31 protein-coding genes are annotated in these 22,589 nt (G+C 35.7%); 20 read left to right on the top strand and 11 right to left on the bottom strand.

Translation table 11 applies throughout. From position 1 onward, the window contains the following. Window positions 1–4: 4 nt before the first annotated feature. On the bottom strand, window positions 5–421 hold the full coding sequence (locus ACU5DF_RS23385; RefSeq protein WP_446714320.1) for a hypothetical protein: 417 nt from the start codon (window positions 419–421) through the stop codon (window positions 5–7). 155 nt (window positions 422–576) lie between these two features. Here ACU5DF_RS23385 and ACU5DF_RS23380 point away from each other — a divergent pair, with 155 nt between their 5' ends. Both ACU5DF_RS23380 and ACU5DF_RS23375 read left to right on the top strand, forming a co-directional pair. Continuing rightward, window positions 577–861, top strand: coding sequence for a BrnT family toxin (locus tag ACU5DF_RS23380; RefSeq protein WP_446714336.1), 285 nt, complete (start codon window positions 577–579; stop codon window positions 859–861). A 1-nt stretch (window position 862) separates the two neighbouring features. Then, a complete protein-coding gene (locus ACU5DF_RS23375; RefSeq protein ID WP_446714318.1) occupies window positions 863–1,081 on the top strand; it encodes a BrnA antitoxin family protein in 219 nt (72 codons plus the stop codon). A gap of 88 nt (window positions 1,082–1,169) precedes the next feature. Here ACU5DF_RS23375 and ACU5DF_RS23370 read toward each other — a convergent pair whose 3' ends face one another. The 3 genes from ACU5DF_RS23370 to ACU5DF_RS23360 all read right to left on the bottom strand — a co-directional run bounded on the left by ACU5DF_RS23370 (window position 1,170) and on the right by ACU5DF_RS23360 (window position 4,266). Then, window positions 1,170–2,000, bottom strand: a complete 831-nt coding sequence (locus tag ACU5DF_RS23370; protein WP_446714317.1) for an ATP F0F1 synthase synthase — start codon at window positions 1,998–2,000, stop codon at window positions 1,170–1,172. A gap of 3 nt (window positions 2,001–2,003) precedes the next feature. After that, on the bottom strand, window positions 2,004–2,558 hold the full coding sequence (locus ACU5DF_RS23365) for a KwaA family protein (RefSeq protein WP_446714335.1): 555 nt from the start codon (window positions 2,556–2,558) through the stop codon (window positions 2,004–2,006). Window positions 2,559–3,108: 550 nt separating this feature from the next. Then, a complete protein-coding gene (locus ACU5DF_RS23360) occupies window positions 3,109–4,266 on the bottom strand; it encodes a tyrosine-type recombinase/integrase (protein WP_446714315.1) in 1,158 nt (385 codons plus the stop codon). Window positions 4,267–4,471: 205 nt separating this feature from the next. Between ACU5DF_RS23360 and ACU5DF_RS23355 the strand changes: the two genes are divergently transcribed. The 6 genes from ACU5DF_RS23355 (at window position 4,472) to ACU5DF_RS23330 (ending at window position 9,533) form a co-directional block, all read left to right on the top strand. Next, a complete protein-coding gene (locus tag ACU5DF_RS23355) occupies window positions 4,472–5,578 on the top strand; it encodes a hypothetical protein (RefSeq protein ID WP_446714314.1) in 1,107 nt (368 codons plus the stop codon). A gap of 4 nt (window positions 5,579–5,582) precedes the next feature. After that, window positions 5,583–5,909, top strand: a complete 327-nt coding sequence (locus ACU5DF_RS23350) for a hypothetical protein (RefSeq protein ID WP_446714313.1) — start codon at window positions 5,583–5,585, stop codon at window positions 5,907–5,909. Between the two features lie 63 nt (window positions 5,910–5,972). Next, a complete protein-coding gene (locus ACU5DF_RS23345) occupies window positions 5,973–6,905 on the top strand; it encodes a hypothetical protein (RefSeq protein WP_446714334.1) in 933 nt (310 codons plus the stop codon). Next, a complete protein-coding gene (locus ACU5DF_RS23340) occupies window positions 6,898–7,617 on the top strand; it encodes a hypothetical protein (protein WP_446714333.1) in 720 nt (239 codons plus the stop codon). The genes ACU5DF_RS23345 and ACU5DF_RS23340 overlap by 8 nt, the downstream gene beginning before the upstream one ends. After that, window positions 7,617–7,967 (top strand): hypothetical protein, encoded by a 351-nt coding sequence (locus ACU5DF_RS23335; protein ID WP_446714332.1) that lies wholly within the window; start codon window positions 7,617–7,619, stop codon window positions 7,965–7,967. Before ACU5DF_RS23340 ends, ACU5DF_RS23335 begins: the two co-directional genes overlap by 1 nt. 693 nt (window positions 7,968–8,660) lie before the next feature. Then, window positions 8,661–9,533: a replication initiation protein gene (locus ACU5DF_RS23330; protein ID WP_446714331.1), complete on the top strand. Its 873-nt coding sequence runs from the start codon at window positions 8,661–8,663 to the stop codon at window positions 9,531–9,533. Window positions 9,534–9,969: 436 nt separating this feature from the next. Here the strand turns inward: ACU5DF_RS23330 and ACU5DF_RS23325 are convergent, their stop codons facing one another. Both ACU5DF_RS23325 and ACU5DF_RS23320 read right to left on the bottom strand, forming a co-directional pair. After that, entirely contained in the window at window positions 9,970–10,257 is a 288-nt protein-coding gene (locus tag ACU5DF_RS23325) for a BrxR family helix-turn-helix transcriptional regulator (RefSeq protein WP_446714330.1), read from the bottom strand. Window positions 10,258–10,271: 14 nt separating this feature from the next. After that, window positions 10,272–10,919 (bottom strand): recombinase family protein, encoded by a 648-nt coding sequence (locus ACU5DF_RS23320; RefSeq protein ID WP_446714329.1) that lies wholly within the window; start codon window positions 10,917–10,919, stop codon window positions 10,272–10,274. Between the two features lie 460 nt (window positions 10,920–11,379). Between ACU5DF_RS23320 and ACU5DF_RS23315 the strand changes: the two genes are divergently transcribed. The 7 genes from ACU5DF_RS23315 to ACU5DF_RS23285 all read left to right on the top strand — a co-directional run bounded on the left by ACU5DF_RS23315 (window position 11,380) and on the right by ACU5DF_RS23285 (window position 15,484). Beyond that, window positions 11,380–11,700, top strand: coding sequence for a hypothetical protein (locus tag ACU5DF_RS23315; protein ID WP_446714328.1), 321 nt, complete (start codon window positions 11,380–11,382; stop codon window positions 11,698–11,700). 88 nt (window positions 11,701–11,788) lie between these two features. Continuing rightward, entirely contained in the window at window positions 11,789–12,388 is a 600-nt protein-coding gene (locus tag ACU5DF_RS23310) for a ParA family protein (RefSeq protein ID WP_446714327.1), read from the top strand. 14 nt (window positions 12,389–12,402) lie between these two features. After that, window positions 12,403–12,627, top strand: a complete 225-nt coding sequence (locus ACU5DF_RS23305) for a hypothetical protein (RefSeq protein ID WP_446714326.1) — start codon at window positions 12,403–12,405, stop codon at window positions 12,625–12,627. 245 nt (window positions 12,628–12,872) lie between these two features. Continuing rightward, the gene (locus tag ACU5DF_RS23300; RefSeq protein ID WP_446714325.1) at window positions 12,873–13,130 is read left to right on the top strand and encodes a hypothetical protein; all 258 of its coding nucleotides are present in this window, start codon (window positions 12,873–12,875) and stop codon (window positions 13,128–13,130) included. 111 nt (window positions 13,131–13,241) lie between these two features. Next, window positions 13,242–13,832, top strand: a complete 591-nt coding sequence (locus ACU5DF_RS23295) for a hypothetical protein (protein ID WP_446714324.1) — start codon at window positions 13,242–13,244, stop codon at window positions 13,830–13,832. 260 nt (window positions 13,833–14,092) lie between these two features. After that, a complete protein-coding gene (locus tag ACU5DF_RS23290; protein ID WP_446714323.1) occupies window positions 14,093–14,503 on the top strand; it encodes a hypothetical protein in 411 nt (136 codons plus the stop codon). Window positions 14,504–14,626: 123 nt separating this feature from the next. Beyond that, the gene (locus ACU5DF_RS23285) at window positions 14,627–15,484 is read left to right on the top strand and encodes a DUF2971 domain-containing protein (RefSeq protein WP_446714322.1); all 858 of its coding nucleotides are present in this window, start codon (window positions 14,627–14,629) and stop codon (window positions 15,482–15,484) included. 91 nt (window positions 15,485–15,575) lie between these two features. Here ACU5DF_RS23285 and ACU5DF_RS23280 read toward each other — a convergent pair whose 3' ends face one another. Together ACU5DF_RS23280 and ACU5DF_RS23275 are read right to left on the bottom strand one after the other, a co-directional pair. Next, on the bottom strand, window positions 15,576–16,019 hold the full coding sequence (locus ACU5DF_RS23280) for a GIY-YIG nuclease family protein (protein WP_446714321.1): 444 nt from the start codon (window positions 16,017–16,019) through the stop codon (window positions 15,576–15,578). A gap of 12 nt (window positions 16,020–16,031) precedes the next feature. Continuing rightward, a complete protein-coding gene (locus ACU5DF_RS23275) occupies window positions 16,032–16,448 on the bottom strand; it encodes a hypothetical protein (RefSeq protein ID WP_446714320.1) in 417 nt (138 codons plus the stop codon). Window positions 16,449–16,568: 120 nt separating this feature from the next. Between ACU5DF_RS23275 and ACU5DF_RS23270 the strand changes: the two genes are divergently transcribed. After that, the gene (locus tag ACU5DF_RS23270) at window positions 16,569–16,889 is read left to right on the top strand and encodes a BrnT family toxin (RefSeq protein ID WP_446714319.1); all 321 of its coding nucleotides are present in this window, start codon (window positions 16,569–16,571) and stop codon (window positions 16,887–16,889) included. Between the two features lies 1 nt (window position 16,890). Continuing rightward, window positions 16,891–17,109: a BrnA antitoxin family protein gene (locus tag ACU5DF_RS23265; RefSeq protein ID WP_446714318.1), complete on the top strand. Its 219-nt coding sequence runs from the start codon at window positions 16,891–16,893 to the stop codon at window positions 17,107–17,109. Between the two features lie 88 nt (window positions 17,110–17,197). On the opposite strand, the gene ACU5DF_RS23260 is transcribed toward ACU5DF_RS23265, so the two are convergent. The 3 genes from ACU5DF_RS23260 to ACU5DF_RS23250 form a co-directional block, all read right to left on the bottom strand. Beyond that, complete coding sequence (locus ACU5DF_RS23260; protein ID WP_446714317.1) at window positions 17,198–18,028, bottom strand: ATP F0F1 synthase synthase; 831 nt, start codon at window positions 18,026–18,028, stop codon at window positions 17,198–17,200. A gap of 55 nt (window positions 18,029–18,083) precedes the next feature. Beyond that, window positions 18,084–18,587, bottom strand: a complete 504-nt coding sequence (locus ACU5DF_RS23255; RefSeq protein ID WP_446714316.1) for a KwaA family protein — start codon at window positions 18,585–18,587, stop codon at window positions 18,084–18,086. A gap of 550 nt (window positions 18,588–19,137) precedes the next feature. Next, window positions 19,138–20,295 carry a tyrosine-type recombinase/integrase gene (locus ACU5DF_RS23250; protein ID WP_446714315.1) on the bottom strand — a complete coding sequence of 386 codons (1,158 nt, stop codon included), beginning with the start codon at window positions 20,293–20,295 and terminating at the stop codon, window positions 19,138–19,140. Between the two features lie 205 nt (window positions 20,296–20,500). Between ACU5DF_RS23250 and ACU5DF_RS23245 the strand changes: the two genes are divergently transcribed. The 3 genes from ACU5DF_RS23245 to ACU5DF_RS23235 form a co-directional block, all read left to right on the top strand. Next, window positions 20,501–21,607: a hypothetical protein gene (locus ACU5DF_RS23245; protein WP_446714314.1), complete on the top strand. Its 1,107-nt coding sequence runs from the start codon at window positions 20,501–20,503 to the stop codon at window positions 21,605–21,607. 4 nt (window positions 21,608–21,611) lie between these two features. Then, window positions 21,612–21,938 (top strand): hypothetical protein, encoded by a 327-nt coding sequence (locus tag ACU5DF_RS23240; protein ID WP_446714313.1) that lies wholly within the window; start codon window positions 21,612–21,614, stop codon window positions 21,936–21,938. 63 nt (window positions 21,939–22,001) lie between these two features. Continuing rightward, window positions 22,002–22,589, top strand: a 588-nt coding sequence (locus ACU5DF_RS23235; protein ID WP_446714312.1) for a hypothetical protein, incomplete at its 3' end; no start/stop codon positions are given.

Genomic DNA, 22,589 nt, shown 5'->3' with positions numbered 1-22,589 from the left:
ATCACTATATTGAAGGTTTTGTATTGTTAATTAACTCATACATAGAATTAAAGCCATTTGTCGTAAACGTGCTATTGAAAACTTTGACTTCTTTTAACGTTTTAAATGTACCGATAACAACAGAAAAACCTACGATCGTTAAAGGTCTGATAAATGTCATACCTGAATTACAGTACTGCACCATTTTGATTAAAGTAGAATCAACTGCAACATCAAATTCTAGGTTCTCGTCCCTTTCAGAGCAAGCCCCAGAACTAATTGAAAACTGGATAACACCAGAAGAAAAAGTTGCTACATGACCCTGTCCATCTAAACTAGCGACCACACCAAGCTGAGAGTTGAAAACGTTCCAACGTTCACTAGAAATTTCTGCAACTGCAGCCTTTGTAAATAATAACAAAGTAAAAAAAAGTATTTTCATAACAAAGATCCAATTAAAAAGTCAAAACTATCGTAGCATTAGTAATGTACTCCGTACATAAACGAACCTTAGACTATAAGTATTAATCGACTGCGCATAATGCCCATTATGGTAAATAGTTTGCTAAACGCACAAAGTGTACATACAATGTAAATATGATAAATTTTGACTGGGATTCAGCTAAAGCTGAAATCAATATCAAAAAACATGGTATTTCTTTTGAAGAAGCAACCTCTGTATTTTATGACGAATACGCAATGCAGTTCTTCGATGAAAAACATTCTGATATTGAAGATAGATTTTTGATGCTTGGAATGAGTAATGGCTTAAATGTATTGATTGTTTGTCATTGTGAACGAGATGATGGAAATACAATAAGAATTATATCATCTAGAAAAGCTACCAAAAATGAAACTAAACACTATAGCCGAGGGCATTAATATGAAAGATGAATATGACTTTTCAACAATGAAATCTCGCAGAAATCCTTATGCTAGTAAGCTAAAAAAGCCTGTAACTATGCGACTAAGTGAAGATGTGATTGATTATTTTAAAGAGATGTCTGAGGATTCAGAGATCCCTTATCAAAGCTTAATTAATTTATATTTACGAGACTGTGTGAACAACCACCGTAAGCTAGATATGAGTTGGAAAAACTAAAAAATGCCGCTAAAATTAGCGGCATTTTCAATTCGTGATACGGCTGTTATGGTAAATACTACGCGCTTAATAACTATTGATTATTATTTTAAGCCTGCTTAGAGGGAATATTAAACACTGCACTGGCTACCCGTTTTTCATTGCCGATTAAAGTGGTATAGAACCTCTGTTCAACACCATAGATGAAGTTTTTCAAATCAATGTCCGTTGAAATGACAAATTTATCATTTTCATGAGGGATGTCAGGGAAATATTGCTTTATATATTCCTTTATCACTCCTTTATCATTGGCAGTGAAGTCATCTAATTTTTCTAATGCGAGTGCTATTTTTTTTCTGTTTGGGATGCCAACTTTAAATTCACTTGCGCCTTCAATGGAAATAAGGTCATTCTGTAGAAAACTTACCACCTCTGAATCTGTAGCTTCTCTATACAAGCTATCAATATTTTTAAATAACGCGCTAATCCTCGAAAGGTCTTTAAAATATAATTTGTCGTCGTTAATATTGTACGCAGCGTCAGGGTGGGAATTTATCGTTATAATATTCCCATCTTCTATAAAAGATGAAGTGTTTAAGTTCAACATTTTTTTCTTGATGAAATTTGAAGATACTAACTTTTGAAAAAACTTAAAGCCCCCTTCTTTAACGCAGATATATTTTGCTTTTGAAAAGTTTTTCGCCTCTAGCGGATTGAAATCTGCGGGGGTAAAGGAGTCTAGATCAATGAATTCATTTGAAAAATTATTACTTTTAAATTTACTTATACAAAACCACTCATCATCCTCTAATTTATGTGTAGGCGTATATTCAATACAATCAGAAAAGACAGGAATGCTATAAATATCCTTATCATGGCTAATAGCTATATGAAGAGGGGATTGTCTTTTGTGTCCGGGCTTTATTAATAGCAAACTCATTATTTACTCCATATCAAGAAAAGTGTAATTGTTGATTCTTTTTACTTTTTTAGAATTAAATTCCGCAGGCTTTTTTATATTCTTTCGAGTGATTAGGATTACTTTAACGTCATGATTTGTTGTCATGTAAAAAAAATTATACCCCAACAACAAAAAGATAGGATTGAAAAATGATATTCTAGAAAAAAATATGAATATCGACATAATTAAAAACACGAATATAAATACAGTTACCGACTCTTCCCCCATCGAAGCCGCACTTAATGATACAAAAAAATACCCTAGATAACTTGGTAAAAAAGAATCATTTGCTATTTCGATAGATAAAAACGAACCTTTATCAAAGCCTTCATTATTTATTAAACGTGTTATATTAATGGTCAAAAAACCCACAAAAAAAACAATGGTAAAATAAATAATCATTGATGGAATCATTGTTAGATCATTTGTATATTTCAGTCCTAAACAAGATATTGAATACCCTTTAGCCACAAAAAAAACAAACACCGACAATAGAAGTGAACTAAGAGTTAAAAACAACCTAAATATGATTGTCATATAACCTCCCACTTAAGACCAAACAAATCATATGCGTATGATTACACATAATCAAACAAAAAACACTTTCCCTTAAATAACAGCTATTTAATAACTATTTACAATGCCTACTGCATGATCACTCACCACACAATAAAGTACTGTTCTTTTATACAGCAATCTTGGTTCTGTATCTAGCAAATGTATCCTTTTATTTCTAGCTTCAAACTTTTTCACAAAAAATGAGGCTTGTTTAGTTTATCCCACTTTAAAATGTCACTTGACCTTAAAACCGCGGTAGTCATTATGGCCCTTATGTTAAATCCGTAAGTTAGCCTATAAAAACCATGCTTTCGCAGCCTGAAAAGCCCACAGAGCCACTTTTAAGATATAAACTACGCCGATGTACATCAAAACACGTTTGAAAGTTTATGACGCTTTCAGAACGATTTACAGGGCAATAAAATCTCGATCCATTTCAGATAAAAATCACGCTGTAACGTCAATTTCTCAAATTTTCTTTGAACTGAGCCAGTTTCACAAAGAGCAACGATCTCATCGTTTGTCTAACTTATGACAATGTGACCCCCCACTTTTGCATTATCTCTTTTTGATTATCAATAAACTGAGCATAATTGTAATGACTTTCCACGCCAGTTACCTTGTGATTTAAAATTTTGTCGAGCACTTTCACGTTGTGGCCACTTTCCAAATTGTTTGTGAAAAAGGTTCTACGTAGATCATGAGGCGTGAAATGTTTTAATCCCTCAATTTTTTTGATTATTTTCGTTAAATCTCGATTGAAAGTATCGACATTCAGATCATTGAATACGTTTTTTTTAGTGCCGGTGCGCTCAAGCTGATTTTTTAAAGTAGTAATCGTGAAATCAGATAAGAAAACAGTGTGATCTTCTTGCTTCTCTATCTCTTCTGAATGCGATGTTTTCAGTCGTTCTGCAGTAATAACAATTTGTTTGTTATCAAACTCTACTTCGCTCCATTTCATTTCTAAAATTTCGCGTTTGCGTTGGCCTGTTGCGATAAGCAGCAAAACAGCATTTACGATTGATTTGTCACTTGTCACATTATTAATATTCTCAAGTAGCAACTCTATGTCTGTTTTCTTTAAATATCGTTTTGTTTTGCGTCCGTTGCGCCCAAAGTTATTAACTTTTTGGCCCATCGGATTTGTCATCGAAATTAAGTCGCGACTAATTGCGAAGTTAAACGCTGCGTGCAGTAATTTAGCTACTTTTCTTTGTGTTGTTTGCCCCACGTTCGCTAGAGCGGTTTCTAATATTTGTTGATTGAACTCAGCAATACGCACATACCCTATTTTTTCTATTAGATGTCGATTTAAAAGAGCATTGATTTGATCTGCTGACTTTAATTTTGCAACGTGAGTTTTCGAATAGTAGTCAATAAGCGCATCAATTCGTATAGAACCTTCCTTGTTTTTTCTAATTTCTGTCCTTGCGCGTGCTGCAGGGCATGTACCGTCATGTAATTCTTGTTTTGCTTTTCTGATGCGTTGATTCAGTTCTTCATTGCTGAATAGCTCAATATTACCGATTTTCAGACATTTCTTTTTACCACTAATGCGGTAGCGCATTAATAGCGTCTTTGAGCCGCTTGGGTGCACTGATAGTGATATGTGAGTACATACATTGAATTCATATGTTTTCTTTTTTACTGCTGCGTTGAGTAGCTCTTCTTTGTTGATAAACACTGATCTGTCACTTTCTCTTAAGTTAAATGACAAATATAGGTTGGGCGGTGATTAACGCCTATTTTTTTTATCGTTCGGGGCTTGCTCTGGGGCACAGATCAGTTTCTCTTAAAAAAGTCGTTAAAAATCAATGCCGATCAGGTTGAGTAAAAAGCAGGTTGATTGAAAATCATACTGATCTAACTGTAGGTTGTTGAAAATTAAGATGAAAAAAAAGTTAATTTTAGATCAGTCTGTTATTCGTCGCCCAAACTATGATCTATCTAGCCAGTTTTCTGAATTTAGGACATCGATGAAAATCTCAAAAAATGGTTACGAAAAACTCTTTAAAGAATTTTTAAATGGTGGTGATACTTCAGCTCAATCCCGAAAGATTTTCGTTAAGAAACATAAGCTTAACGACAATACATTTCGTTCTAAACTGGCTACATGGAAGAAGACAAACGCTTATGAAAATTGGGCGTGTCAACAGACAAAAAGCAGGTCGATCAAAAATGAAGTTGTCGCCAATGTGGCGCTTTTGTCAAAAACGGCTCAGATCAGTCCGGGGACGGTAAATTCTGATCGAGATGCCAGAGGCCGATTCATCGTCGGCAATACAGCGAGTGAGTTGAACGGAAAGCACAAAGCGGCATTTAAAAAGAAGATGTTTGATAACGATGAAGAAGAAGCACTAGCTGAGTGCTCATTACTAGACTCAGTTCGTGTTATGCAAAATCAATTAAACATCTTGAACGAAGTGTCTAGTCGTAGATTGAGGGAGGTAACAGCCCTGTACGCGACAGGTAAGCGAATAACGCACAATGATACTGAGTTAAGTGAATTTGACGCGATTCAATGTGTCGTTGCCCAAACACAAAAGAGTAGTGATTCTCTTTTGTTTAGAATCGCGACAACAAAGAAACAAATACTGGAGATTGACGCACTAGCAGCAAAAAGGCCACTTCTAGATTTATCGGCTCAAACAGAGTTGGTGACAACACTAGTGCTGAGAATCGAAGAAGAGAAACTCGATAATAGAAAAGCGTGCCAGTTATTCTTAAAAAATGGCTTAACGCCTCCAATTTACTTTCAAAAGTTAGCAGAATTAGAAGCTAAAAATGCTGAGGATGAAATCGACAACGAAAAAGGATTAACAGCAGAAGAAGCTGAGAAGTTAAGAGAAGCATCAATAATGCGAAGATCTGGGCGAGAAGAACGACAGCGTAAGCTTGTTGAGCGAAACAACAAAATCTACGAAAAGGTAGGCAACCTAGGGCGTGAGAGTCACACCCTTTCAGACGATGCGGTTAAAGACAAAGAGAGTGAATAGAAAAATGACAAATGAAAAATTAATGCTACAAAAAAACGAACGCTCTTTAGTGTTGTTCAATAAAGTTTTAGAGGAAGTTGAGCTTGATCCAGTGTCGTGGCGCACAGAAGCCCAATTTCGAGCTGCTACTTGTGCTTGCTTGATGATTGAAAATCAACGTTCAGTAAGTGAATTTAATGAAGAAAGGTATCTACTACTTACTGATTTTATTGAAAATAACAGTGTTTATTTGAAATCGTTTCTTTTTAAAAGAAAGGCAAGTTTTGTTGCTGATGTGGTCGGTCTAGACTTTATGAAATATTACTTGATTGCATTAAGATATTGCATTTAACGTTTTGTTTTTTTTATCGCCCAATCGATCATGAGATCGAATTCAAACAAAGAGAGCGAAAAAATGGTTAATGTAAATTTACAAGAACAATTGCAAGTTGGTACAAAAGCAATGAAAACTGAAGCGCAAAAAAAACTAGTTGCGTGCATTGTTTCATTTAAAGAGTACGTAGAAAAAAGCGACATTCAATTTTCAAATAATGAACAAGCGGTAGCCCATTTTTTGAAAAATAAGGCTTCTGAGTTTTCAAAAAAAGCAATTTTGGACATGATTGATTTGCTTGATTCTCAGAACGCTTACGTGACTGAACTTCAATTGATGCGTTATCAACGTGATTTACATGATGATGCTTCGCTTGATAAGAAAATCGTTGCTTTAGAGTCGCATTTAGCGAAAAAAGGCATTTTTGTAGTGTCAAAGTTGTCTGATTCAGAAGCTGAAGCAAAACTTAAAGAGCGCGATGAAATTGAAACTCAAAAGATGAGTAACATTTACGAAAATCAAACTGTATCAATTGAGTTGCGTAGTCACTGTGTCGTAAATTTGATTGCTCTAGCACGTCACGAAATTGTGACAAATGAGAGTTTACATGCAATTGCAGCAAGCTGGGTCAAAGGCATTACTGAAGATGCAGCGATTCAAGCAGAAGAAGATCAAGACGATTTTGAAGAAGCGTACGCTACGTTGATTTCATTTGTTGCTGAAGTGCTTGAAGTTGAAGATGCGCTTGTTCTTTCTGATGTAGATATGCACCTCGATCGCTTTTGTGATTTGTGCGCAACAAATAGCATTTTGATTGCTGCGAATGATTTTCGTAATCGTTATTGCAAGCGCGTAAAGTTAGACATTAACGAAGTGAAAACAGATGTGCCACTTACGCGACTGTGGGCAGATGACTATGTAGATCAGAAGGTTTTGGATCGACAAGAAAAAAACACGCTGAAGCTTCGTAGCCAACTTCGTGCTCTATTAAAAAAAGCGATTGAGCATGAGTAAAGACTACGATGAAGACAAAAGTCTTTATGAAGAGCAGCATAAAGCTGCTTGGGTAAAAAACAATCTAGCTCAATTAGCTGAAAAAGAGCAAGGGTTCTTCGCTGCGTCAATTGCGTTGATTGTCATTGATCGTAACTTGTTTAACTCAGAGTATTTGTCGATTATTGATGCGCTCATTGTGAAGCATGTGACTGAGTCTAAACGCGACATATCAGCAGAAGAATTGGATCACGAGTTTAAAGCTGTTTGGACGAAGCTTGTACAAAGCATCGCGTTCTTCTCGAAGATTGATCAAGTAGAGACTATCTCTAATGCGATTGAGCAACGTGATGATATTGCGCTTGCAACTATCTCAACAGCATTCGCTCAGCAAATGCAACGTGTGTTAAGCGAGTACGTGAGAGTCTATGACAAAAAACGCACACCAACGTTAGATCAGTATGTCGCTAACGATGAAGAGCGTCTAGCTTTTCAAAGTTTTGTTGTGAACAAAATAGCTCAAGATTTGCCAAGTTTGCGCTTTGCGTCAACGCGAAAGTTATTTTTCTATGAGAGAGCTAAACCTTACATTTTTGACGCTCTGTATAAGCGAGAACTGTACTATCTTAAGTTGATACGTGAATTGACGCGCAATGCTGAAGATGATGAGTTTCGAGAGCTGAAAAAGTCATTTAAGCAGCAAGCTAATGAGCTTAAGAGTCATTCAGTTTAATGATGCAGCCAATTTTTAAGAGTGAGTACATTAACCACGTCACTAAATGTGACGTGGTTAATGTTGTGAAGACGTACTTAAAGCAATCTCTATTGTGTGAAAGCACGAAGCATCAAGAGCAACAAGCATTGATATTATCAGCAGCAACCAAAGCGGCGGACTATCATAATTTGACTGTTTCTGACGTGCTTAAAGCTATTGATGATGTAGAACTTAACTTGTTATTTGTCGTTAAAGTAGAGAAGAAACAAAGTTCATATAAGTCTGAAGCTCAAAAAATTGGAGAAGAAATAAGAGTAAAAATCCAAAATCGTTTAAAAAATAGCCAAACTGAGTTTGTTGTCAATTAAATCAATCATGGTTTTTTTCGATTGATTAAGGTAAATTAATTTGTTTTCCCGATTAATGGTTGGTTGGTGTATGTTTTTTAAGCATTACGTGTAATGTGTTAAACTTGAAATTAAATCCAAGTTTTCCCAAATATCCAAGTTTTCTTGGATTTCTCGCATTTTCTGGGTTTTCGTCTGTTGTCTGGACGTTTTATGCTAGTGACTCGTATTTTTTGTGAGACGTTACTCAATTTGACGCAGTTAGAATTATTAATTTTTAAATTTTGCGCATTTTCAGTGATGTGCTAATATCAATTTTAGATTTAGTCGTGCTGCATTTCGATGTGATATGACGAAATGAAAACGCTCTTAAGCGCGGTGTGGTAACCACGCTTGGTCGAAGAGGGTAAAAAATGACAGCAAAAAAACCGCTTATTCGATGGGCGGTTTTTTTGTATCTGTAATTTGTGCTTGTTGTATTCTATTTGCTTGTTGTATTCTATTTGAATCTAGAAAAGGCCACCAACCTTTGTCGCGTTTTGCGCTAGAACTACATCGAAGATAAAATAATGATTAGACAGAATCCCCCTGTTCGCTCCGTCGAACTGAAAATAGAATCCCAAAACAATTTCAAACCATCAATTTTGAATCGATACGCACACCAGGTGTGTGATTTGTCATATTCAAAATTTGAAGCGTTTGGAGTTGTTTATCATGCTTAAATCAATTACGACTCATTCAAAAGCTAAATGGCATCCGCAAGAATCTTTAGATGAAAATGGCGATCTACTCGCTGTTTCTGATAGAAAGAAAAAGCACATACCCACTTTAAATCGCAAAGTGTTTAACACTATTGAAAAAAATGGTGTTTGGATTAGTGGCCTGTGGCCACAGTTAGTGCACCGTTTAATTGAGGTTGGTATGCGTAAGTACAATCTATCATTTAGAGAAGTGCATAAGCGTAATATCGAAAATACACTACGCTGGATTTCTTACAACTCAGACACAGTTACGGGTTGTATTAATGTAACTAGATTATGCATTGAAATCGGCAAAGAAATTGGTGTATCAAGTTCTACTATTTCAGTAATCATGAAGGAATTAGTGGTCATGGGGTTGCTGTACGAACCTGAGCATAGCGGACAATCAATGCAAGATATTTTGCATGATGGACGTTTGCCACGAACGCTATGCACCACGCCGTTGTTCTATGAGATTTTAGGCGTTAAAAATGATGAACTTGAGCGTTTACGCTCTATTGAGATCGAACGTCGAAAAATAGAAGCGGCTAAACGTCACGAACAATATGATGCTGACATCGCACTAAAAGCCTACTGTCATAGTAATATTCTGCGAATTTGGGAATATCGACATGCAAAAACTACGTCGAGTTATAGAGTGAAAATAGCTGATATGAATGCTGTAGATCGCATTGCCTACATTTCTCGTAAGTTAGTTGAACGAATTAGATCGAAAGGTTGGCAATTAAATACTGACGCAGTAAACATAACTAAGATGGCTAATAATCTTCTACGTAGAATGGGCTTATCTGTACTTAAATCTGAGTTAACCCCTCCAATACCTTAAATTAAGTTATCCTGTCACGCTCTTAGCTGAGTGGGCATTGTCACATCTAAAATTTGTAGCGGTCATAAAATAGCCATAAATCAGTATTAAAACATTATCATTTACTTAACTTAAGCCTCTTCTTCGCCACGTTCTTTTATACTTATACATACAAGTCGGAATAGCCCTCTGATAATATAAATATAGCCCCTTTCTAAACCCTGCTAATATTCTTTTACTTATATTATTCAAATATATCTTATTCCGTCGAAATCGACTGTGGATAAAAAGAATATACAAATGAAGCGGCCTCTCGACTGCTACGCAGTGAGGCCTTTATCGTTGCTGTAAGTGCTTTTTGTCATTCGACAGTTAAATTCATTGCACTATGAAAGATCGTAGCTTTTATCGCTTCGCGATGGTTCTAGCATGAAGCAAAGCTATTTTTTAAGAACTCTTAAGTAAATGTGCCAAACACAACTTCTAAAGATTTGATAAAGCTCTCGGCTTCATCTTCATTTAAAAACTGAGGCTTAAATGAGTCACTGACAATATATTTTCTCTTTCCAGGTACATAACTCATAGAGTTTGGATTTTGATTTAAGTAAATCTGAAAAAGAGTACTTACTTTTTGTCTTCCAAGCCCAACGTATTTGTAAACGTCTCTACTCGTAACGTGCCCATTTTTTATAAGCAACGCATCAATAAGCTTTAGTACTACATCGTCTAATAGTGCTCTAGACATATTTACTCCTTTTTTTACACATCAATATTCATTTGATTTTCAATTGCAACACCGGCTTCTTTGCGAGATTTTGCGACCTTGGCTATCGTTGCTCTACTACAGCCAACAATATTTTGTATTTTTGACCAACTCACGCTAACTGTGAGTAAGTCATTCACTTTCTTATGTAGTTCAGAATCTACAGGGCGGCCTCTGTACTTACCTTCTTTGACTGCTTTCTCGATACCTTGCCTTTGTCTTTTCTGACGAGTTTCATAATCGTCACGAGCCATTGCAGCGCCTAGATCTAGCATGAACTCAGTAAGTGCTTGCTGTATTGCACTTGTTGCTTGATTCTCAGTTAAAGCGGCATGCGTCATCGGCTGATCTGCTGCAACAATTAATAACTGCTTATCATTAATCCTCGCTTTCAGTGTGCGCCACTCTTGGAACGGTAGTCGAGTTAATCGATCCATTTTTTCTACGAGCAGTACATCTCCTTTTTTCGCGTCATTAATTAGCCGGTTCAGCTCTGGACGTTCTAGATTAGTGCCACTTATGTTTTCAATGTAAGTATTCGCTATTTGTTGCTTGTGACATTCAACAAGCATGTTTAGATCTTCAATAGCACGAGTAGCATCTTGTTCACTTGTTGATGCTCGTAGATATGCTCGAATAAACATTGCGGCCTCACTGGTCTGTTTTAAGTGGTTTTAAATATATAGTCTGTTTTAAGTCAAGTCAATATTTAATGAACCAGTATTATGAGCGTATATAGTTGGTCTGGTTTAAGTATACTTATAATGAACCATAGAATTATGAATATAGTCAGATAAATATAAAGAAGTAGGTTCACAAGTTACAACTTATGAACCTACTGCTTAAAGTGAACTTCTTTTTTTCTTCACGCGAATCAGAAGCTAAGATGGTTACTTATATGCACCAACGCTGCGAATGAGAGAAAAAATCGTAATTGGAGGACGAAAGGAACATTACACGACAAGAGAACACGCTTCGAAAATAATTGGGAAATGCTGCGATCGACTAGATGTTGAGGGCTATTCGTTTTAAGAAAAATGTTTGGCTTGATTTGATTATGTAACTACTCTATTAGTACTTACCAATTTTTTATAGGTTGTATATATGAGTTCTCATAACGAGTTAGCATCGATGAGCGAACAACGAGCTGCTAGTCGAGAGTATCAAAAGAAACACAGAGCCAAAACGCTTGTTAAATACTCAAATGACAAGAAGTTAATTGATAGTTTTTCTGATGATGAGCTTTTTCAGTTTGTGACCGGTGCAACAACGGATCAAGTATACGATGTCCGTCCTGGTCTTCACTCTATGAAAGTTAATTCATACGAGTACGCTTTAATAAAAGCCGCTGCGAAAAAAAGAGGGTGCAAGAGTAGTCGTGATTTACTGATCTCTTTCTGTAAAGAAGTTTTAAGCGATGACTAAAAATGTATCTTATTTTTACTAGATATTATTTCCCATATGAGATATAACTTTTTACACTTAAAATTAAATTCAAAGTGAGTGTAAAAACGTGTCTATATTGTGTATTGCAAATCAAAAAGGCGGAACAGGAAAAAGTAGTGTAACGCTAAATATGATCCCACTATTTAAGCCTGATTTCATTATTGATGCTGACGTTCATCGCGGCATCAGTCGTCTATTAGCATTGGGAGCAAATGAAATCGAAGTGAGAATACCAACTTCAAAAAATGAAATATTAAAGTGGTGCGACGAAGATAAGCGAATTTTAATTGATTGTGGCGGCTTTGATTCAGACATCACGCGTTATTGTATATCTCAAGCTGATCATATTCTCACTCCGACGTCTGATGATCCTACCGACCAATTTGCGTTAGTTGAGTTTGATAAAACTATGCGAGCCGTGAGCAAAATGGTTAATGAGTCTCTCATTGCTCATGTTGTGTTAAATCGTGTGCATCACAGTCGAAAATCATTCCCAGAAATCACAGCGCTGATTTCTGAGCTTTCTAATTTGTCACTATTAAAAACAACTATTCAAGCAAGTAGCCTAATACCAAAATCAGCATTCAAGGGTAGCCACACGACTGATAAAAAATTGACAATGAAATTTAAAGACTTATACTCAGAACTAAACACGTTTCAAGTATAAAATAAGGTTTAAAAATGGCAAAGCGTAGCATTGAAATTAATGAAAGTGCAAAGCTGAATACTGCGATAACAACGCAGAGTGTAGAAGAAAAAACAACGTTTGATATGAGTCTTAGAAATATGCCCAAGGCACTTAGAGAAAAATTCAAGCGACTTAAAGCTGAGGGTAAAGCCACTGGATCAATGAATGATTACATGCGAAGAGCATTTATGGAGCAATTAAAGCGAGACGACATTTAACAGAAACAAAAAAGCCGCTTGTGATGCGGGAACATCTCAAGCGGCACATTAATTAACAATTATGAGGCTAATTAACATGAGAACAATATCACTTTACGATTTAAAACGCATCAGTCATCTTTTGACTAAATCACAAATCATTCGCCTGTTTTCATTCATCGAAGTATGAATAATGCTAGAATTATTGGTAAGTACTAATAGTAAGTACTATAATATTTTTTTATCAGTAAGTTGGCGCTTTAAATATGAATAATAAAGAATTAACAGAGTTGGTTTTGATGACGTGTGATGATCTAACGTTTGATGATGTGCAAGAGATTGAGTTTGACGATCAATTTAATGCTGATGCAGATTTTTTGAAAGCGAGGACTGATTTCATCGCGAAACGTTTTGAGGTTTCAGCTTCGAAAGTGACTCAAGCAGTTTCAGAAAACATTGATATTGTAAGACATGAAATCAGCAAGATTGTTAAAACAATTAATTTTGATTTTGAACCGGCTTAATCAGCAACTGTACAATCAAAAGCCTATCACTTAATCGTGATAGGCTTTTTTTGTCGCTCAATTTAAAGTGATCTTTTAAGTTTTAAGTTTTAAGTTTTAAGGAGTTGAGCGATGACGATCTATTGCGGAGTCCGTGCCGGTGACGGTATTTCAGAGTTTTACAAAGCCACGTTGATGCAAAACATAAAAGGAATAGGGCCAGTAACAGTCGTGGGCTACATGAGTGGCGAAACCTCTATTGAAATGAATCAACTGTGGGAAAGCCCATTCGAGGGAGATACTGCAGGAAACGCAGGGGGCAAGGAAAAGGTAGCACAAGTCGGTCAAACGCTCGTGGGTATGACAACAAAAACATCATGGAACTCAAAAATGGTGTGGGGAGGAGCTGAAGCGTTAACTTTTAACATCAAACTACAATTCATAGCTTATTCTGATGCAAAAATTGAGGTTAACGACGCAATAAAGTATTTAATGATGATGAGTTCTCCAAGTACTGGCCTAACGCCACTCCAAGCCGTCCCGGGTGCAGTTAAACTAAATCTGGGGCGCAGAATATTAACTGACGTGTATATAAAATCAGTTTCTTACAATGAAGCTGCCCCAAAAACGGAAGATGGTTTTTTTACTCACAACGAAATTGTGCTCGAATTGAGCGTTGATGGCGCACTTAATGCGAGTGAAGTAGCTGTAGTTTTTAAATAAGTGTAACGAATTACAAAAGTGTAATGAACATTACAGAAATTACACTTTTTTTACAAAAATTACAGATTTTAGTGGCATAGTTTGTCTGATTAATTATGATTTTTTGGTGACAGTGTCACGCAGTAGAGGATGGTCATATTTTTCTCAGTTCCGCATAATTAGAGTTATGCGGAACTGAGAATAGTTTGAGGTTGGTTTTTTTTGATAAACGAGTAAAACAAGCAGCGTATTTGAGCAATTACGAATGGAGTGTTAGAAAAATGATTACAGTAGAAAAGATTCAAACGTTAATTGAGCAACAATTAAAATCTTACGACGAGCAAGCAAGCGGCCAAGTTATCGAAGTTAAGCAATTGATACGCGCTCAACAAGTAGCATTAATTGAGTTGCAACAAGCTATTGCAAATATTGAATCTCAAAAAGAAGTAGCAACAACAATTAATTTTTACACTGATTCGCTGAAAAAGATCGTAAACGTTATCAACAATGCTGATTCAACTGAAGCGAATATGCTAGCTGCTGATTATTCAGTGCAACAAGCACAATTTGAAGGTCAGGTTTTGACTGAAGATGATGCAACTAGATACTTATCTTTATTAGAAAAATTGGGTGCTAAGTTTGATTTACAAACAGCGCTGAGATGTGGACAGAACCTAGTTTCGAAAAATTGAACATGAGAGACTCATAGATAGTTGTTTATTGTGGAATGGAACGAGCCTAAAACAGTTAACCAATTGACTGCTAAAAATAAATCGGTAATGTTAGGTTAAATTTTAAATAAATTGGTCAGTTCAATGCCTAGCGAAATGCTATACCGATATAGATCATTCAATGAGAACACGCTTAGTGAGATTGATAACAATGAACTCTGGCACTCACATGTTAGCGGACTCAACGACCCATTTGAACACACGTTCGAGTTTGATTGGTCAGAGATCACTTTAAGTAATTTCGTAAACATCAACAATCACTTAAAACTGTTCAATCAATCTACAGTTGAACAAGCCTATTGCACTAACCAACAGTGCAAGCTTTTTAGCGCTCTAAAAGAAACTTTGGAAACTCAAATAGAGCAACTTGAGAATTATACTACCAATACATATGTATGTTGTTTTAGCAAAACTAACGACAACCCTATGATGTGGTCACACTATTCCAATGGAATGACTGGCCTTTGCCTTGTATACGATAAAACTAAGTTACAAAAAGATGGAGAGCCATTTGGTTTGAGGGAAGTTACCTACAACAAAACCACAAAAAAAATTGGCTATCAAGACATTGAGTCACAAGCTGTAGCTTTGGGTAAATGTTTTGACTTTGCAACAGGAAGTATGTCCAGGTATGTGAACTCCACTTCTTCTTTACGTAACCTTCAGCATGTTTACCAGAAGCATACTCGATGGGACTATGAAGAAGAAATAAGGCGAGTATTATTTGAAGTTGAAGACAATGTCACAAAATCAGGAGAACTCATTAAGATACCAAACAACTCTTTAAGGGCGGTAATAGTAGGTTCCAAAATGTCTCATCCTAATAAAGCTAAAATAGTCAGTTTATGCAAGAGTAAGGGTATCCCAGTTTATGAAGCCGAGCCTATCAGGGATAATTACTCTGTCATTGTTGGCTCACAGGATCTTCGAGAGGAACAATAGCGTTTATTCTTAAAATAGTTACTTAGTCTAAATGTTCATTAGGAAAATTAGGTTAAGTCGCGAGCACCAAGGAGCATTCCATCAACAGCTTCTAAAAATGTATTGGGGAAGTAGCATTTAAGTAATCCAACATATTAAATTGCTCAAACCAATCTTTACTTTGTGTAGAGTCAATTCTCCCTTCAGTATATTGTTTAATTGCAATCGTTTCTGGTGACACGGCTTTATCCATAAGCGAATTAACGTCCTTTAGCAAAGATAAAGGTTTAGGGAAGACTAAGAATTTAGATACAACAAAATCAGTCACCTCTTCAGTTTCATTGAACCATTCAAGATGAGAGTGGCTTAATTTCAATATAGGATGTATTTCTCTGTCAGAACCAAAATAACCATAATGCACACCTATAATTTCTAGTTCATCGGCGGAACCAGTTTGAAGAGAAGCTAGTCGACTAAACAACGTATCTCTATTAGATTCTCCTATCTTAATTTTTTTTAACGTCTTACTTCGTAAAGCATAAATCAACTTGCCCATTTTTTATTATCACTATATTGAAGGTTTTGTATTGTTAATTAACTCATACATAGAATTAAAGCCATTTGTCGTAAACGTGCTATTGAAAACTTTGACTTCTTTTAACGTTTTAAATGTACCGATAACAACAGAAAAACCTACGATCGTTAAAGGTCTGATAAATGTCATACCTGAATTACAGTACTGCACCATTTTGATTAAAGTAGAATCAACTGCAACATCAAATTCTAGGTTCTCGTCCCTTTCAGAGCAAGCCCCAGAACTAATTGAAAACTGGATAACACCAGAAGAAAAAGTTGCTACATGACCCTGTCCATCTAAACTAGCGACCACACCAAGCTGAGAGTTGAAAACGTTCCAACGTTCACTAGAAATTTCTGCAACTGCAGCCTTTGTAAATAATAACAAAGTAAAAAAAAGTATTTTCATAACAAAGATCCAATTAAAAAGTCAAAACTATCGTAGCATTAGTAATGTACTCCGTACATAAACGAACCTTAGACTATAAGTATTAATCGACTGCGCATAATGCCCATTATGGTAAATAGTTTGCTAAACGCACAAAGTGTGACATACAATGTAAATATGATAAATTTTGACTGGGATTCAGCTAAAGCTGAAATCAATATCAAAAAACATGGTATTTCTTTTGAAGAAGCAACCTCTGTATTTTATGACGAATACGCAATGCAGTTCTTCGATGAAAAACATTCTGATATTGAAGATAGATTTTTGATGCTTGGAATGAGTAATGGCTTAAATGTATTGATTGTTTGTCATTGTGAACGAGATGATGGAAATACAATAAGAATTATATCATCTAGAAAAGCTACCAAAAATGAAACTAAACACTATAGCCGAGGGCATTAATATGAAAGATGAATATGACTTTTCAACAATGAAATCTCGCAGAAATCCTTATGCTAGTAAGCTAAAAAAGCCTGTAACTATGCGACTAAGTGAAGATGTGATTGATTATTTTAAAGAGATGTCTGAGGATTCAGAGATCCCTTATCAAAGCTTAATTAATTTATATTTACGAGACTGTGTGAACAACCACCGTAAGCTAGATATGAGTTGGAAAAACTAAAAAATGCCGCTAAAATTAGCGGCATTTTCAATTCGTGATACGGCTGTTATGGTAAATACTACGCGCTTAATAACTATTGATTATTATTTTAAGCCTGCTTAGAGGGAATATTAAACACTGCACTGGCTACCCGTTTTTCATTGCCGATTAAAGTGGTATAGAACCTCTGTTCAACACCATAGATGAAGTTTTTCAAATCAATGTCCGTTGAAATGACAAATTTATCATTTTCATGAGGGATGTCAGGGAAATATTGCTTTATATATTCCTTTATCACTCCTTTATCATTGGCAGTGAAGTCATCTAATTTTTCTAATGCGAGTGCTATTTTTTTTCTGTTTGGGATGCCAACTTTAAATTCACTTGCGCCTTCAATGGAAATAAGGTCATTCTGTAGAAAACTTACCACCTCTGAATCTGTAGCTTCTCTATACAAGCTATCAATATTTTTAAATAACGCGCTAATCCTCGAAAGGTCTTTAAAATATAATTTGTCGTCGTTAATATTGTACGCAGCGTCAGGGTGGGAATTTATCGTTATAATATTCCCATCTTCTATAAAAGATGAAGTGTTTAAGTTCAACATTTTTTTCTTGATGAAATTTGAAGATACTAACTTTTGAAAAAACTTAAAGCCCCCTTCTTTAACGCAGATATATTTTGCTTTTGAAAAGTTTTTCGCCTCTAGCGGATTGAAATCTGCGGGGGTAAAGGAGTCTAGATCAATGAATTCATTTGAAAAATTATTACTTTTAAATTTACTTATACAAAACCACTCATCATCCTCTAATTTATGTGTAGGCGTATATTCAATACAATCAGAAAAGACAGGAATGCTATAAATATCCTTATCATGGCTAATAGCTATATGAAGAGGGGATTGTCTTTTGTGTCCGGGCTTTATTAATAGCAAACTCATTATTTACTCCATATCAAGAAAAGTGTAATTGTTGATTCTTTTTACTTTTTTAGAATTAAATTTCCGCAGGCTTTTTTATATTCTTTCGAGTGATTAGGATTACTTTAACGTCATGATTTGTTGTCATGTAAAAAAAATTATACCCCAACAACAAAAAGATAGGATTGAAAAATGATATTCTAGAAAAAAATATGAATATCGACATAATTAAAAACACGAATATAAATACAGTTACCGACTCTTCCCCCATCGAAGCCGCACTTAATGATACAAAAAAATACCCTAGATAACTTGGTAAAAAAGAATCATTTGCTATTTCGATAGATAAAAACGAACCTTTATCAAAGCCTTCATTATTTATTAAACGTGTTATATTAATGGTCAAAAAACCCACAAAAAAAACAATGGTAAAATAAATAATCATTGATGGAATCATTGTTAGATCATTTGTATATTTCAGTCCTAAACAAGATATTGAATACCCTTTAGCCACAAAAAAAACAAACACCGACAATAGAAGTGAACTAAGAGTTAAAAACAACCTAAATATGATTGTCATATAACCTCCCACTTAAGACCAAACAAATCATATGCGTATGATTACACATAATCAAACAAAAAACACTTTCCCTTAAATAACAGCTATTTAATAACTATTTACAATGCCTACTGCATGATCACTCACCACACAATAAAGTACTGTTCTTTTATACAGCAATCTTGGTTCTGTATCTAGCAAATGTATCCTTTTATTTCTAGCTTCAAACTTTTTCACAAAAAATGAGGCTTGTTTAGTTTATCCCACTTTAAAATGTCACTTGACCTTAAAACCGCGGTAGTCATTATGGCCCTTATGTTAAATCCGTAAGTTAGCCTATAAAAACCATGCTTTCGCAGCCTGAAAAGCCCACAGAGCCACTTTTAAGATATAAACTACGCCGATGTACATCAAAACACGTTTGAAAGTTTATGACGCTTTCAGAACGATTTACAGGGCAATAAAATCTCGATCCATTTCAGATAAAAATCACGCTGTAACGTCAATTTCTCAAATTTTCTTTGAACTGAGCCAGTTTCACAAAGAGCAACGATCTCATCGTTTGTCTAACTTATGACAATGTGACCCCCCACTTTTGCATTATCTCTTTTTGATTATCAATAAACTGAGCATAATTGTAATGACTTTCCACGCCAGTTACCTTGTGATTTAAAATTTTGTCGAGCACTTTCACGTTGTGGCCACTTTCCAAATTGTTTGTGAAAAAGGTTCTACGTAGATCATGAGGCGTGAAATGTTTTAATCCCTCAATTTTTTTGATTATTTTCGTTAAATCTCGATTGAAAGTATCGACATTCAGATCATTGAATACGTTTTTTTTAGTGCCGGTGCGCTCAAGCTGATTTTTTAAAGTAGTAATCGTGAAATCAGATAAGAAAACAGTGTGATCTTCTTGCTTCTCTATCTCTTCTGAATGCGATGTTTTCAGTCGTTCTGCAGTAATAACAATTTGTTTGTTATCAAACTCTACTTCGCTCCATTTCATTTCTAAAATTTCGCGTTTGCGTTGGCCTGTTGCGATAAGCAGCAAAACAGCATTTACGATTGATTTGTCACTTGTCACATTATTAATATTCTCAAGTAGCAACTCTATGTCTGTTTTCTTTAAATATCGTTTTGTTTTGCGTCCGTTGCGCCCAAAGTTATTAACTTTTTGGCCCATCGGATTTGTCATCGAAATTAAGTCGCGACTAATTGCGAAGTTAAACGCTGCGTGCAGTAATTTAGCTACTTTTCTTTGTGTTGTTTGCCCCACGTTCGCTAGAGCGGTTTCTAATATTTGTTGATTGAACTCAGCAATACGCACATACCCTATTTTTTCTATTAGATGTCGATTTAAAAGAGCATTGATTTGATCTGCTGACTTTAATTTTGCAACGTGAGTTTTCGAATAGTAGTCAATAAGCGCATCAATTCGTATAGAACCTTCCTTGTTTTTTCTAATTTCTGTCCTTGCGCGTGCTGCAGGGCATGTACCGTCATGTAATTCTTGTTTTGCTTTTCTGATGCGTTGATTCAGTTCTTCATTGCTGAATAGCTCAATATTACCGATTTTCAGACATTTCTTTTTACCACTAATGCGGTAGCGCATTAATAGCGTCTTTGAGCCGCTTGGGTGCACTGATAGTGATATGTGAGTACATACATTGAATTCATATGTTTTCTTTTTTACTGCTGCGTTGAGTAGCTCTTCTTTGTTGATAAACACTGATCTGTCACTTTCTCTTAAGTTAAATGACAAATATAGGTTGGGCGGTGATTAACGCCTATTTTTTTTATCGTTCGGGGCTTGCTCTGGGGCACAGATCAGTTTCTCTTAAAAAAGTCGTTAAAAATCAATGCCGATCAGGTTGAGTAAAAAGCAGGTTGATTGAAAATCATACTGATCTAACTGTAGGTTGTTGAAAATTAAGATGAAAAAAAAGTTAATTTTAGATCAGTCTGTTATTCGTCGCCCAAACTATGATCTATCTAGCCAGTTTTCTGAATTTAGGACATCGATGAAAATCTCAAAAAATGGTTACGAAAAACTCTTTAAAGAATTTTTAAATGGTGGTGATACTTCAGCTCAATCCCGAAAGATTTTCGTTAAGAAACATAAGCTTAACGACAATACATTTCGTTCTAAACTGGCTACATGGAAGAAGACAAACGCTTATGAAAATTGGGCGTGTCAACAGACAAAAAGCAGGTCGATCAAAAATGAAGTTGTCGCCAATGTGGCGCTTTTGTCAAAAACGGCTCAGATCAGTCCGGGGACGGTAAATTCTGATCGAGATGCCAGAGGCCGATTCATCGTCGGCAATACAGCGAGTGAGTTGAACGGAAAGCACAAAGCGGCATTTAAAAAGAAGATGTTTGATAACGATGAAGAAGAAGCACTAGCTGAGTGCTCATTACTAGACTCAGTTCGTGTTATGCAAAATCAATTAAACATCTTGAACGAAGTGTCTAGTCGTAGATTGAGGGAGGTAACAGCCCTGTACGCGACAGGTAAGCGAATAACGCACAATGATACTGAGTTAAGTGAATTTGACGCGATTCAATGTGTCGTTGCCCAAACACAAAAGAGTAGTGATTCTCTTTTGTTTAGAATCGCGACAACAAAGAAACAAATACTGGAGATTGACGCACTAGCAGCAAAAAGGCCACTTCTAGATTTATCGGCTCAAACAGAGTTGGTGACAACACTAGTGCTGAGAATCGAAGAAGAGAAACTCGATAATAGAAAAGCGTGCCAGTTATTCTTAAAAAATGGCTTAACGCCTCCAATTTACTTTCAAAAGTTAGCAGAATTAGAAGCTAAAAATGCTGAGGATGAAATCGACAACGAAAAAGGATTAACAGCAGAAGAAGCTGAGAAGTTAAGAGAAGCATCAATAATGCGAAGATCTGGGCGAGAAGAACGACAGCGTAAGCTTGTTGAGCGAAACAACAAAATCTACGAAAAGGTAGGCAACCTAGGGCGTGAGAGTCACACCCTTTCAGACGATGCGGTTAAAGACAAAGAGAGTGAATAGAAAAATGACAAATGAAAAATTAATGCTACAAAAAAACGAACGCTCTTTAGTGTTGTTCAATAAAGTTTTAGAGGAAGTTGAGCTTGATCCAGTGTCGTGGCGCACAGAAGCCCAATTTCGAGCTGCTACTTGTGCTTGCTTGATGATTGAAAATCAACGTTCAGTAAGTGAATTTAATGAAGAAAGGTATCTACTACTTACTGATTTTATTGAAAATAACAGTGTTTATTTGAAATCGTTTCTTTTTAAAAGAAAGGCAAGTTTTGTTGCTGATGTGGTCGGTCTAGACTTTATGAAATATTACTTGATTGCATTAAGATATTGCATTTAACGTTTTGTTTTTTTTATCGCCCAATCGATCATGAGATCGAATTCAAACAAAGAGAGCGAAAAAATGGTTAATGTAAATTTACAAGAACAATTGCAAGTTGGTACAAAAGCAATGAAAACTGAAGCGCAAAAAAAACTAGTTGCGTGCATTGTTTCATTTAAAGAGTACGTAGAAAAAAGCGACATTCAATTTTCAAATAATGAACAAGCGGTAGCCCATTTTTTGAAAAATAAGGCTTCTGAGTTTTCAAAAAAAGCAATTTTGGACATGATTGATTTGCTTGATTCTCAGAACGCTTACGTGACTGAACTTCAATTGATGCGTTATCAACGTGATTTACATGATGATGCTTCGCTTGATAAGAAAATCGTTGCTTTAGAGTCGCATTTAGCGAAAAAAGGCATTTTTGTAGTGTCAAAGTTGTCTGATTCAGAAGCTGAAGCAAAACTTAAAGAGCGCGATGAAATTGAAACTCAAAAGATGAGTAACATTTACGAAAATCAAACTGTATCAATTGAGTTGCGTAGTCACTGTGTCGTAAATTTGATTGCTCTAGCACGTCACGAAATTGTGACAAATGAGAGTTTACATGCAATTGCAGCAAGCTGGGTCAAAGGCATTACTGAAGATGCAGCGATTCAAGCAGAAGAA

This window comes from Aliivibrio wodanis, assembly GCF_052920805.1.
This window is presented reverse-complemented; position numbering and strand designations above follow the sequence as displayed.